The following is a 12,905-nucleotide window of genomic DNA, read 5'->3' as shown; positions in this document are numbered from 1 at the left end:
AACATGCACGAAACCAATGCGGGAGAGACTGGCGCCGCTGAGCGTGATGGTGGGCTGGGAACACCGTGCACCGGGCCGTCCGGCCCGGGTGGGCGTAAGGTCTCCATCAGGCCAATCCGACGGCCGTTGGTGATGTAGGCACGTCGTTGCGAGGGGTACAGAAGGTGGACCGACAGCAGGAATTCGTGCTCCGCACATTGGAAGAGCGCGACATCCGATTCGTCCGGCTCTGGTTCACGGATGTGCTGGGAACGCTGAAGAGCGTCTCGGTCGCACCGGCCGAGCTGGAGTCCGCCTTCGAGGAGGGCATCGGCTTCGACGGCTCGGCCATCGAGGGCTTCGCCCGCATCTTCGAGTCCGACATGGTCGCCATGCCCGACCCGACGACGTTTCAGGTCTTCCCGTTCGAGGGCGGCGTCAGCGGCGAGAGCGCGCGCATGTTCTGCGACATCCTGCTCCCGGACGGCAGCCCGTCCTGGGCCGACCCGCGCCACGTGCTGCGCCGCATGCTCTCCAAGGCCGCGGAGAAGGGCTTCACCTTCTACACGCACCCGGAGATCGAGTTCTTCCTGCTGGAGAACGGGCCTCTGGACGGCTCGATCCCCACCCCGGTCGACACCGGCGGCTACTTCGAGCACACCACGCACGCCGTCGCCCGTGACTTCCGCAGGCAGGCCGTGCTCGCGCTGGAGCGGATCGGCATCTCCGTCGAGTTCAGCCACCACGAGGTCGCGCCCGGCCAGCAGGAGATCGACCTGCGGTACGCGGACGCGCTGACCACCGCCGACAACATCATGACGTTCCGGCACGTGGTCAAGGAGGTCGCGCTCTCGCACGGCGTCCGCGCCACCTTCATGCCGAAGCCGTTCACCGACCAGCCCGGCAGCGGCATGCACACCCACCTCTCGCTCTTCGAGGGCGAGCGCAACGTCTTCCACGACGCCAGCGACCCGATGAAGCTGTCCAAGGTGGCCAAGGCGTTCATCGCCGGGCTGCTTGTGCACGCGCGTGAGTACACCGCGGTCACCAACCAGTGGGTCAACTCGTACAAGCGGCTCTTCCCGCAGCAGCTGCCGAACCAGATCACCGAGTCCCCGGCGTACGTGTGCTGGGGCCACCTCAACCGGTCGGCGCTTGTCCGCGTCCCCGCGTACGGCAAGCCCAACTCGGCTCGCGTCGAGATCCGCTCGCTGGACTCGGCCGTCAATCCGTACCTGGGCTTCGCGGTCATGCTCGGCGCCGGCCTGAAGGGCATCGAAGAGGGCTACGAGCTGCCGCCGGGCGCGGAGGACGACGTGTGGTCGCTCTCCAACGCCGAGCGCAAGGCGATGGGGTACGAAGCCCTCCCGGAGAACCTGTCCGAGGCGGTCGAGGCCATGGCCAGCTCCGAGCTTGTCGCCGAGGTCCTCGGCGAGCACGTCTTCGACTTCTTCCTCCGCAACAAGCGGTCGGAGTGGGAGCAGTACCGCCGCGAGGTCACGCCGTACGAGCGTCAGCGGTATCTCGGGGCGCTGTAACCGTCGGGCCGAGCCCCGGACCGTGAGGTCCGGGGCTCGCGTCATCCCGTCGTCACCCGTCCGTGGGAGTCGGCCCGCACTGTGAGCCGCGTCCGGCGTCCGGCGCGGCGATCTCCCTGAGGAGTGCGTGACTCAGCCCGTTCCGTGTGGACGCGGGCGTGACCTGCATCAATGGGCAGGTGCCGCCGAAGCGGTGCGGTGATGACCACCAGGTGCCAGCCAGGTGTCACGGGCCCAACTTAACGCGGTAGGTCGAGTAAGTCCAGGGGCGGACACGAACGAATGCTTGTCGCGGTAAGTCGGTCATGATTACATGGCCGTGCCAGCCATCCGGTGTTACAACGATGGGTCGACAGGTGCGGGATAACGACAGCGTCGCCGAAAATGTCCGCCGCCGGCTCCGTGCCGTCGATCCCCGGATGTGGAACAACAGATCCGTGGCCGAGGACATCCGCCGCAAGATCCATCGCGGCGAGCTGCGGCCCGGCGACCAGCTGCCATCGACCCGGCAGCTGATGGAGCATTACGACGTCGGCAACAACGCCATCCTTTCCGCGACCACCCGCCTTGAGGCCGAGGGCTGGATCGAGTGCCACCAGGGCCGGGGCAGATTTGTCCGCGACCGCGCGTGCCAGCCGCCGTTTCGGCCGTCCACCGAGCGGCTGCCCTCATCCGTACCCTTCCCGCAGGCGACGACCCGGCGCCGACCCAAGCCGGGCCTTCCCGTACCCGAATAGTCGGTGTTTCCGCTGGACGGCCAGCTCAGACGTCCAGGATGCGGGCGTCGGGGAGGTACGGGGCCGCGGGGTTGTAGGGCTTCTGGGGTTTGTGGCAGGCGAGCAGGTTGGGCAGGCGGGGGTGTTCGGCCAGGTCGACGCCGGCGGCGGTGGCGAACTCGTCGATGTCTGCGAAAGGGCCGCCGAACGTGCGGAGGTCGACCGCCCGGGACGCGCCCTCAAGCGAGACGCCGGGGAGGACCGACAGTTCCTCGGCGGTGGCCGCGTTGACGTCCACCCGGTCGACGAACGTGGGTGGGCGGGTGCCGGGCGGCAGGAGCGGCAGCACCAGCTGGTCGTCCGCGGCGGGTGAGGAGGCGGCGGGGAGCCGTGGTGTCGGCGTGATCTCCGGGGTTCGGTGGCCCGGACGCGCCGTCGATCCCCACGAACCGCCCGACGCCGGCGGTGTAGGCCCGGCCGGCCAGAACGACGGGCTTGCAGGGTCCGGCGCCGTGGGGTCCGTGTCAGGCGACGGCTCGGAGGAGGTAAAGCGCTGCCACCAACTCACCGTAACGAACCTCCGCTGCCGACCCCGAGATCAGAACTCTACGGCCCGGCCGGTGCCCGCGCCCATATCCCAGTCCTCCGGCGCGGTCGCGGCGACCGCGCGGCTCGCGGCCCAGGTGCGGATCCCTGCGATGCGCTCCGCCTGCGTCACGCTCAGTGGCACCGTGTTCGTCACGGCGCGGACCAGGTCGTCGCGCTGCAGTGGACGGCGTTCGGCGAACGCGTCGTAGAGCGCGGCTACCACGCCCTGCTCGATCTCGGCGCCGGAGTATCCGTCGGTGAGCTTCGTCAGTTCGGCCAGCAGGTCGGGCGTGAGATCGAGGCGACCGGCGACGGCGGGGTGGCTGAGGCGGCGGCTGAGGTGGACGGTCCAGATCGCGGTGCGTTCCGGGCCGGTCGGCAGGTCGACGAAGAAGATCTCGTCGAAGCGTCCTTTGCGGAGCAGCTCGGCGGGGAGCCTGTCGATGTCGTTCGCGGTGGCGATCACGAACACCGGCCGTGTCTTTTCCTGCAGCCAGGTGAGGAACGTGCCGAACACCCGGGCGCCGGTGCCGGTGTTGTCCCCGGACCCGGACGACGCGGCCAGCCCTTTCTCGATCTCGTCGATCCACAGCACGCACGGCGAGGTAGCCTCGGCCGCGCGGATCGCGGTGCGCATGTTCTGCTCGGAGGAGCCGACCAGGCCGCTGAACACGCGTCCCATGTCGAGCCGGAGCAGCGGCAGCCCCCACCCGGCCGAGACGGCCTTGGCGGTGAGGGACTTTCCGCAGCCTGGGACGCCGGTGATCAGCACGCCGCGCGGTGCGGGCAGGCCCCAGGCGGCGGCCTCGTCGAGCCAGGTGCCGTCCCGGCGTACCAGCCAGCGTTTGAGGTTTTCCAGACCGCCGACGTCGGCGAGCCCGGCGTGCGGCTCGACGAACTCAAGCAGCCCGGACTTGCGCACGGCCTGGCGTTTCTCCTCGTGCACGACTGCGAGGTCGCCGGGCGCGAGGACCTGGTCGTCGACCATGGCGCGGGCGAACGCGTTCTCCGCCTCGTGCAGCGTCAGGCCGAGCGCGGCCTTTGCGAACCGTTCGCGGTCGCCGGGCGTGAGGGTGACAGTGATCCGCCCGGTGGCCACGTTGTCGTCGATCATGCGGTCGAGCAGCGCGCGGATGTCGGTCTCGGCCGGGAGCGGGAAGTCGAGGATCGAGACGTCCTTCTCCAGGTCGTGCGGAATGTGCAGCGCGGGCGCGAGTATGACAAGCGTGCGCGGGACCGGGCCGGCCCGGAACGCGGCCGCGACGTCGCGGAGCAGCCGGACGACCGCGGGGCCGAGCGTGGCGTGCAGGTCGCAGAAGACGAAGACGCTCGGCTCCTCCGTGCGGAGCGCCGCGACGATCGCGTCCTCCGGGTCGACGGCGCCGCGGCGGGCGGTGCCGTCCGGCTGGATCAGGCCGCTCGTCGGTGACCAGGTGAGCAGTGCGCGCGGGGTACGGACCAGTTCCGGATCGCGGGCGACAGCGGCGATCTCGGCAAGCGCACGGTGCTCTTCATATGACTCGACGTAAAGAATGGGAATGCGAGCGCGGAACGCTTGGGAGAGATCACTGCGAAATCCGAGCGACGGCACGACAGAACACTAGCAATGAGCAGAACGGCTGTTGCCTATGAGCACCGGACCCCGATAGTGTGCATCGATTTTCGCAGGTAACTCTCAGGTAGGAGATACACCACCATGTCCACCACCACCGCTGCCGGTCAGAAGAGCTGGATTGTCGCCCTGCTGCTCGCCCTGTTCCTGGGCACCCTCGGCGTGCACCGTTTCTACGTCGGCAAGATCGGTACCGGCATCCTGATGCTGGTCACCTTCGGCGGCTTCGGCATCTGGACGCTGATCGACTTCATCATGATCGCGATCGGCAACTTCACCGACAAGCAGGGCCTTCCGCTCGCCCGCTAAGTCTCTGAACGGCCCCCGGGACGATCATCCCGGGGGCCGATTCATCTCCGCCGAAGAAGATCGTCGGTACGATGCGGTTCAGGGTTCGGCGGGCGGGCGGAGGCGACGATGGTGTTGGTGAACGGTCCGGTGGTCATCGGCATCGACAACGGTGGCAACGCCAACAACGCGACAATTCTGACGGCGGCCGGAGAGTTCCTGGTCGATCGCATGGTCGAGATCCCGAGCCTGGTCAAGCTCGGCCCGGACGCCGCAGTCCAGGCGCTCAGCGACGCGCTCGACAACATCCTGAAGATCACGAACGTGCCGCGTGAGGCGGTGGTGGCGGTCGGCCTGGACACACCCGGCCCGGCCACCGCGGACGGCGTGATCTCGCAGAAGGGCTCGACGAACTTCTCCGAGCCGGCCTGGCACGGCTTCGACATCCGCGGCGCGCTCGAGGCCCGGCTCGGCCTGCCGGTCGTCTACAACAACGACGGCAACGCGGCCGCGCTCTACGCCCACCACGTCTACTTCGGCGACAAGGCCGCGGAGACATCGTCGATCTCCGCGATCGTCGGCACCGGCCTCGGCGGCGGCGTGGTGGCGAACGGGCAGGTCGTCAAGGGCGCCGCGGGCATGGCCGGCGAGCTGGGCCACGTGACCATCCCGCTGCACGGCCTGATCGAGGACGACCAGCCGCTGCCGCTCTGCAACTGCGGCTTCACCGGCGACTCGGAAAGCATCGCGTCGCTGACCGGCATCGCCAAGAACCTGCTGCCGTACTGGCTGACCCGCTATCCCGACCACCCGCTGCATCGCGAGGAGTCGATCCTGTCCGCGGCGAAGAAGCTGCGCGGCCTGGCCGAGTCCGGCGACGAGATGGCGCTGCGCGTCTTCGCCCAGCAGGCTGCCGCGATCGGCCGCCTCTTCACCGTCGCGGCGAACTTCACCGACCCGCACGCCTATTTCGTCGGCGGCGGCGTCGTGGAAACACAACCGCACTTCCGCGAGTGGTTCATCAAGACCGTGCGCGAGCACACGCTGCTGCGCGCGGAGCAGGCCTCGGTCGCGACGTTCGCCCTGGTCCCGGACCTGGACATGGCCGGCGCACGGGGTGCCGCGATCGCCGCGCTGGAACTGCACTCGCCCCCGGAGTAAGAGCCAGACCAAAATCTGGATCTACCCGCTTCCGCGGTGGTCCGGCCCGCACGCTCCCGCGGGCCGCCGGTCCCGCCGCGGCCGGGCCCAGGACAGAACCCGTGGGCCCGTTCCCCGGTAACGGCCGTGATTCGGCGACGAGGCTCGCGTGATCCTCCCCGCGACCACGACGAGACCGGTCGCGCGACGGCGACGTGGCCAGGCGACGGCGCTCCCGTGGTTGTCCCCCGCGTCGGGGGTGGTGCCGCGTTGGCTGCCGTCACCAGCGACGGTGCCTCGCGCTGTTGTCCCAGGCCCGCGTCGGGGGTGGTGCCGCGTCGGCGGCCGTCGCCAGCGGCGGGGCCTCGCGCTGTGTTGTCCCAGGCCCACGCCGGGGGTGGTGCCGCGTCGGCTGCCGTCACCGGCGGCGGTGCCTCGCGCTGTTGTCCCAGGCCCACGCCGGGAGTGGTGCCGCGTCGGCGGCCGTCACCAGCGACGGTGCCTCGCGCTGTTGTCCCAGGCCCATGACGGGACCGGCTCCGAGCCGCCGGGCAAGCGGAGTCTTGGTGGGCGGCGAGGTTCGCCCGCGGAAGCGACTTTGCTGCCCATTCACATGCGACGGTCTGGGGCCTCACGATCGAAGGCTGGCATCGAGGCCAGGAGTGTGGTGGGTCGTTTCGGCTGGTCAGCGGTCTCGCGGCACGCGGGGGCAGCACGGTCATCGTCTAAGCGGCGGCTGGTCGGGGCGGCTGCGGTCTGGTGGTCGCAAGGGCCGGCACCGAGAGAGCGAGCGTGGCCGGTAGAGCCGGTTGATCTTTGCCTGGGTGGTCGCAAGGGCCAGCACCGAAGGCGGGGTGACAGGCAGCGGTTGATCTCGGCCTAAGTGGTCGCAAGGGCCAGCACCGAAGCCGCGAGCTGCCGAAGAGTCAGTCGATCTTGGCTCTCCCGTGTCGCCGCGCCAGGGCAATGGCAGCTCGGGCGCTCCGCGCCGAGATTGGTTCGTTGTGCGGGATTTCGCGTCCATCTGGCGGGATGCAAGATCCTTGCGGCTCTGGTGGCCCTTATTGCGCTCGGATAGGGGCCACCAGAGCCGCAAGGATCTTGACGCGGGCCTTGCTGACGCCTTCGGCGTCAGGATGAACGCACAGGCAGACACCCATATAACGAAATGTCGGGCGCGTAGCGCTCGAACCTGCGCACTGACCGCGGATCGCCGCATGACGCGGGTCGCGGGTCACGGGTCGCGGGTCGTGAGCGTGGGCTGTGTCCTGACATATGCGGATCCGGTGTGGCCCCGCGTCATGCCCGCCCTTGAGACCTGCCGAAGTGCCGCGACCGCCCCGCACACCCGCGGCCTCGGTGCCGGTCCTTGCGCCCGCCCAAGCCGCGCCCGCCCAAGCCGCGCCCGCCCAAGCCGCGCCCGCCCAAGCCGTGACGGCGAAGGCGGCGGCGTCACGTGCGTTCCAGGCGGTGAGCACGCCGGTGTGCGGCGCGGTCGCCGCTTCCTCGAATGCCTCCATCCACCGATGGTGACGCCACGTGCAGCTGAGCTGCCGCAACTATGCGGTGCTGAGCTGCCGTTCCTCGCGCAGGCGGCGGATGAGGCGGACCAGGAACCAGACCGAGAAGCCGAACATGATCGGGGCTCCCGGGATCTTGGTGAAGTAGGCCAGGCCGGTGCCGTCCGGCATGATCACGAACAGGCCGGCGATCGTGACGAACGTCAGGCCGAGCAGGCCGCGGCCGGAGACCGAGATCGCCAGCAGCGTGATCGGCCAGGTCATGTACCAGATGTTGACCACCGGGGAGAGGGCCAGCACCGCGGCCAGCGCCAGGCCCGCGTGGTGCAGCACCCGCGCGTCGGTCTGGTCGCGGCGGGCCCGCAGCCAGAGTGTGACAAGCACTGGGATCAGCAGTAGCAGCCCGATCACCCGGAACGTGTTGATGAACTTGAACCGGATGCCGACCAGGCGGATCAGCCACTCGATGGTCAGGCCGAACGAGGTCGGCGGCGACTGCCAGACGATCGAGTCGCCGGTACTGGAGAGGGCGGCCAGCCAGCCGAGGTCGAGCCCGGCGGCGATCGTGGTGATCGCCAGCGCGGCTACGGCGCCGCCGGTAAGCACGCCCGCGACCGGCCACAGCGCGCGCCAGCGGAACGGTGGGCCGAGCGCCAGCAGCGCCGCGAATGGCAGGACCACGATCGCGGTGCCCTTGACACCTACGGACAGTCCGATCAGTACGCCGGCCGCGGCCAGCCTCGACCACCAGACCGCGGTGCGCTGGATGGCCGGCCGGGGCGTCACCGCGAGTCCGGCCAGGAACAGGCCGATCATCAGCGCGTCGTTGTGTGTGCCGGAGAGGAGATGGATCGCGACAAGCGGCGTGGTCAGGCCGAGCCAGAGCGCGCGGGCCGGGTCGGCGCCGGCGCGGCGGGCCAGCGCGGGCAGGCTCACCGCGGCAAGCAGCAGGCCGAGGACCGCGACCGTGCGGAAGCCGGCGATCGACTCCCAGAGCGTGCCGGTGACGTGCGCGACCAGGCCGGCGACCGCCATGAAGACCGCACCGTACGGCGCGCCGGTCTCCCGCCACATCGGTGTGACCAGGTCCAGCCACTCGCAGGGCAGCGCGGCGACGCCGTGCCGGTAGGGATCGATCCCGGCCGCGAACACCTCACCCTGGCAGGAGTACGGGTACACGTCCCGGCTGGCCAGCGGCGGCGCGACGAGCAGCGGCAGGGACCACAGCGCGGCGGTCACCGCTACCCAGCGCACGGTCAGCGCGCCGGCCCGGGCCCGCCACCACGCGTAGGCGAGCAGAATCGCCCCGGTGAAGTAGGCGATCACCGAGGCCGGGCCGTTCTCCGACTGCCAGATCGTGACCGGTGACACCCATTCCGGCTGGATCACCGGCAGCGCGCCGCCCAGGTAGGCCGCGACCGCCAGCAGCACCGCGCCGGCGAGCCCGGTCCACCGGGCCAGGTGGAGCGGCAGACGCGACGGCTCGGCGGCCGGCGCCGGTGCAGGCGGGGGCGGTGCGGTGGTCTGTTCGGACACGGTGAGGTCTGCTTCCTTCGTCGGCTTTGCCGAGATTCAGGCAACGCGTCGCCATTGCCGGGTGAAAGGCTAAGCCACCCGCGCTCGGCTCAGGGAGCCGCCATGAGTAACGACACGCGTCACGCTTCGAGCACGTGCTCGGTCGCGGCGCGCGCCCGGCGGGTGGTCTTCAGGTACTCGTCGACGAACTCCTGCGGGTCGGCCGCACCCAGCAGCTGGACCACGCCGGCCAGCTCCGGGCCGTGCCGGGGCAGCTGGTCGGTGGGCCGGCCGCGGACCAGTGTGAGCGCGTTGCGGACCTCCGCGGCAAGCGTCCAGCCCGCCCGCAGTGCGGCCGTGTCCGTGTCGTCCACCAGGCCGGCCCGGTGTGCCGCGTCCAGCGCCTCAAGTGTCCTGGTCGACCGCAGGCCGGGCACCGCGTGCGCGTGCCGGAGCTGGAGCAGTTGGACCGCCCACTCGACGTCCGCGAGACCGCCGCGGCCGAGCTTGGTGTGGGTGGCCGGGTCGGCGCCGCGCGGCAGCCGCTCGTTCTCCACCCGCGCCTTGATCCGGCGGATCTCGGTGACCTGCTCGCGGGAGAGACCGCCGTCCGGGTAACGCAACGTGTCCGCGAGTGCGAGGAACTCGGCGCCGAGCGAGACGTCGCCGCAGACGTACCGGGCCCGGAGCAGTGCCTGCGCCTCCCAGATCTTCGACCAGCGCTCGTAGTACGACCGGTAGGCGGCGAGGCTGCGCACGAGCGGCCCCTGCCGTCCTTCCGGGCGCAGGTCCGCGTCGATGCCGAGCGGCGGGTCGTGCGCGGGCATGCCGAGCAGCCGGCGCAGCTCCTCAGCGATCGCGTGCGCCGGGGCCGCGTCCTCCTTGGCGCCGTCGAAGACGAACAACACGTCCGCATCGGACGAGTAGCTCATCTCGTCGCCGCCGAGCCGGCCCATGCCGATCACTGTGAACCGCAGCTCGGGACCGGTGCGATGCACCTCGCGGGCGACCCGCAGCGCGGCGGCAAGCGTGGCGTCGGTGACCGCGGACAGGCCCCGGGCCACGTCCGGCATGCCGGCGGGCTTGGCCGGGGCCAGCTCCTCCGCGTTCGCCAGGACGTCTGCACAGGCCAGCCGGAGCAGCTCACGGCGGCGCAGCGCACGTACCGCCGCGATCGCCTGGTGTGGATCGTCCGGCGGGACGCCGTCCTTGCCGGGCAGATGCCGGGTGGCCGCGGACCTGAAACCGGGCTCAAGCACCTCGCGGGTACGCGGCGTGAGCTCCGCGTCGTCGGCGAGCAGCCGCAGTGCCTCCGGGTCGCGGGCGAGCAGGTCGGCGGCGTACCGGGACAGGCCGAGCAGCCGGGCGAGGCGGCGCACGACCGGGCCCTCGTCGCGGAGCAGGCGCAGGTACCAGGGCGCGCTGCCCAGCTTGTCGGAGAGCTGGCGGTAGCTGAGCAGGCCGCGGTCCGGCTCCGGCGCGTCGGCCAGCTCCTCGAGCAGCACCGGCAGCAGCGTGCGCTGGATCGCTGCGGTCCGGGACAGGCCGCCGGTCAGCGCCTCGATGTGCCGCAGCGCGCCGGCCGGGTCCGCGTAGCCGAGCACCTGCAGCCGGCGGCGGGCCGACTCCGGGTACATGCGCAGCTGTTCGGCAGGCACCCGGGCCACGGCCTCCAGCAGCGGGCGGTAGAGCAGCTTCGCGTGCAGGCGGCGGACGCCGGCCGCGTGCGCGACCCAGTCCGCACGGAACGCCTCGACCACGTCCCGGCCGGGCAGCGGCGCGTAGCCGAGCGACTGGGCCAGCCAGCGCTGCGCGTCCACGTCGGCCGGTACGGTGTGCGTGCGGCTCAGGTGCTGGAGCTGGAGCCGGTGCTCGACCGCGCGCAAGAACCGGTAGCCGCGCAGCAGCGTTTCGCCGTCCTGCCGGCCCACGTACCCGCCGTTGACAAGCGCGCGAAGCGCCGGGACGGTGCCGCCGACCCGCAGCGACTCGTCCACCCGGCCGTGCACGAGCTGGAGCAGCTGCACAGCGAACTCGATGTCGCGCAGACCGCCGGGGCCGCGCTTGATCTCCCGGTCCTTCTGCTTCGGCGGGACCTGGTCGATGATCCGGCGGCGCATGGCGCGTACGTCCGCGACCGCCTCCGGGCGCTCGGCCGCGTGCCAGATCAGCGGACCGAGCTGGGTCAGCCACTCCGCCCCGAGCACCGCATCACCGACCGCGACCCGCGCCTTGAGCAGCGCCTGGAACTCCCAGGTCCGCGCCCACCTGTGATAGTAGGAGAGGTGGCTGGCGAGCGTCCGGACCAGCGGCCCCCGCCCGCCCTCCGGGCGCAGCGCGGCGTCGACCTGCCAGGCGACCAGGCCACCGATCTCCATCAGGCGGACCGCGACAGCTGTGGCGGCGGACATGTCCTCGTCGCCCCGGCACACGAAGATCACGTCGACGTCGGAGACGTAATTCAGCTCGTTCGCACCGCACTTGCCCATCGCGATCACGGCGAGGCTTGGCGTCTCGGTGCCGGCCGGCAGTTCCGACACCGCGATGTCGTAGGCGGCCGCGAGCGTCGCGTCGGCCAGCGCGGTGATCGCGGCCATGGTCTGCTCAAGCCCGCGGCCCGCCGTCAGATCCGCGGCGGCGATCCTCAAGAGCGCGGCACGGTACGCCCGGCGCAGCTCCGGAACCGTCGGGAGCCCGTCCGTGCCCAGGTCGAGCGTGCCCTCCGCGGCCGGCGCGACACCGTTCTTCTCCGTGCGCAGCACCCGCCAGCGATCCGGGTCGGCGACCAGGTCGTCGCCGAGCGTGCTCGACGCGCCGAGCACCGCGAACAACCGCCGGACCAGCCCCTTGTCCCGGCGCAGCGTGCCGAGCAGGCTCTCGTCGACCGGCTCGTCCTGGTGCCGGTGCAGGTGCAGCGCGCGGCGCAACCTGCCCTCCGGCGGCGCGGGCGGCGGTTCCGCGGGCGGGTGGGCGCGGCGCTCCGCCTCCGCCACCCGGTGCAGCTGGCGCAACGCGAGGTTCGGGTCCGCGGTCCGGGACAGCACGGTGAGCAGCTCACCCGCACCCTCGCCGGCTGGCTCCTGGGCCTGCGGGTCCCACAGCCCGAGGCCGCCGTCCTCAGGCGGGCCGAGCAGATCCGCGGCCTTCGGGCCGGTGCCGGTGAGCGAGAACCCGTAGCGCGCCAGGCGTGCGCCGGTCGGCCTGGTCAACGGGCCCGACTCCACGCGCTCACTCCTGCCCCAGCAGCGGCAGGGGCCGGCCCGGACCGGCGCCGTGCGGGGCGCCGAGCGCAAGCGCGGCGAACCGGGCCGCGAACGGCTGCCAGATCTCCTCCACGTCGGCGAGCGCGGCCGCGCAGGCATCCACCACGACGTCCGGCGCATAGCCCAGGTCGGCGAGCAGGCCGTCGTCGTCCGCCGCCCACCGGACGATCATGTCGGCGTCGCACTCGATGTGGAACTGCAGGCCCCAGGCCCGGTCGCCGAGCCGGAACGCCTGATTGGGGAAGCGGGTGGACGCGGCGAGCAGCACGGCGCCGAACGGCAGCTCGGTGATCTCGTCGACGTGCCACTGCAGCACGTCCGGCAGGAGCGGGACGTACCGGAACAGCGGATCGTTGTCGGCGGCGTCGCGTCGGCCGATCAGCCCCGGGCCGATCTCCGGGCCGGACGGGCTGCGGACCACTGTGCCGTTGTGCGCGGTGGCCAGCAGCTGCGCGCCGAGGCAGACCGCGAGCGTCGGCGTGCGGAACCGGACCGCCTTGCGAAGCAGCCCCTCCAGCCGGGGGAACCAGGGCGCGCCGGGTGTACCGTCCGCGTCCGGATAGGCGCTCTGATCACCGCCGAGCACCACGAACGCGTCATAGCCGTCAAGCGTCTCGGGGAGGTCGTCGCCCGCATGCGGACGCCGAATCTCAAGTGTCAGACCGGCCTCGGTCAGCCACTCGCCGAGTCGCCGGACGTCGTCCGCAGGATCGTTCTCCACTACCAGCGCCGTACCCACGCGTCGA

Annotated in this window: 9 protein-coding genes; 4 read left to right on the top strand and 5 right to left on the bottom strand. The window is 71.3% G+C overall.

Annotated elements, in window-relative coordinates:
• Positions 1-164 precede the first annotated feature (164 nt).
• Both glnA and ACIA8K_RS02615 read left to right on the top strand, forming a co-directional pair.
• Positions 165-1,517: a type I glutamate--ammonia ligase gene (glnA, locus tag ACIA8K_RS02620; protein ID WP_396054141.1), complete on the top strand. Its 1,353-nt coding sequence runs from the start codon at positions 165-167 to the stop codon at positions 1,515-1,517.
• Positions 1,518-1,954: 437 nt separating this feature from the next.
• Positions 1,955-2,254, top strand: a complete 300-nt coding sequence (locus ACIA8K_RS02615) for a winged helix-turn-helix domain-containing protein (protein WP_396054139.1) — start codon at positions 1,955-1,957, stop codon at positions 2,252-2,254.
• 25 nt (positions 2,255-2,279) lie between these two features.
• Here the strand turns inward: ACIA8K_RS02615 and ACIA8K_RS02610 are convergent, their stop codons facing one another.
• Together ACIA8K_RS02610 and ACIA8K_RS02605 are read right to left on the bottom strand one after the other, a co-directional pair.
• Entirely contained in the window at positions 2,280-2,582 is a 303-nt protein-coding gene (locus tag ACIA8K_RS02610) for a ComEA family DNA-binding protein (RefSeq protein ID WP_396054137.1), read from the bottom strand.
• Positions 2,583-2,831: 249 nt separating this feature from the next.
• Complete coding sequence (locus ACIA8K_RS02605; RefSeq protein ID WP_396054135.1) at positions 2,832-4,412, bottom strand: AAA family ATPase; 1,581 nt, start codon at positions 4,410-4,412, stop codon at positions 2,832-2,834.
• A 105-nt stretch (positions 4,413-4,517) separates the two neighbouring features.
• Here ACIA8K_RS02605 and ACIA8K_RS02600 point away from each other — a divergent pair, with 105 nt between their 5' ends.
• Both ACIA8K_RS02600 and ACIA8K_RS02595 read left to right on the top strand, forming a co-directional pair.
• On the top strand, positions 4,518-4,742 hold the full coding sequence (locus tag ACIA8K_RS02600; RefSeq protein ID WP_396054133.1) for a TM2 domain-containing protein: 225 nt from the start codon (positions 4,518-4,520) through the stop codon (positions 4,740-4,742).
• Between the two features lie 117 nt (positions 4,743-4,859).
• Positions 4,860-5,882 (top strand): ROK family protein, encoded by a 1,023-nt coding sequence (locus ACIA8K_RS02595; RefSeq protein ID WP_396054131.1) that lies wholly within the window; start codon positions 4,860-4,862, stop codon positions 5,880-5,882.
• A gap of 1,538 nt (positions 5,883-7,420) precedes the next feature.
• Here the strand turns inward: ACIA8K_RS02595 and mptB are convergent.
• From mptB to ACIA8K_RS02580, 3 genes are all read right to left on the bottom strand, one after another.
• Positions 7,421-8,917 (bottom strand): polyprenol phosphomannose-dependent alpha 1,6 mannosyltransferase MptB, encoded by a 1,497-nt coding sequence (gene mptB / locus ACIA8K_RS02590; protein WP_396054129.1) that lies wholly within the window; start codon positions 8,915-8,917, stop codon positions 7,421-7,423.
• A 119-nt stretch (positions 8,918-9,036) separates the two neighbouring features.
• Positions 9,037-12,105, bottom strand: coding sequence for a bifunctional [glutamine synthetase] adenylyltransferase/[glutamine synthetase]-adenylyl-L-tyrosine phosphorylase (locus ACIA8K_RS02585; RefSeq protein ID WP_396054127.1), 3,069 nt, complete (start codon positions 12,103-12,105; stop codon positions 9,037-9,039).
• Between the two features lie 19 nt (positions 12,106-12,124).
• A complete protein-coding gene (locus ACIA8K_RS02580; protein WP_396054125.1) occupies positions 12,125-12,898 on the bottom strand; it encodes a type 1 glutamine amidotransferase in 774 nt (257 codons plus the stop codon).
• Positions 12,899-12,905: the final 7 nt, after the last annotated feature.

This window comes from Catenuloplanes sp. NPDC051500 (assembly GCF_044454585.1).
In the GTDB taxonomy this organism is placed as follows: Bacteria; Actinomycetota; Actinomycetes; order Mycobacteriales; family Micromonosporaceae; genus Catenuloplanes.
Note: the sequence above shows the minus strand (reverse complement) of the source record. Positions and strands in the feature narration are given on the sequence as shown.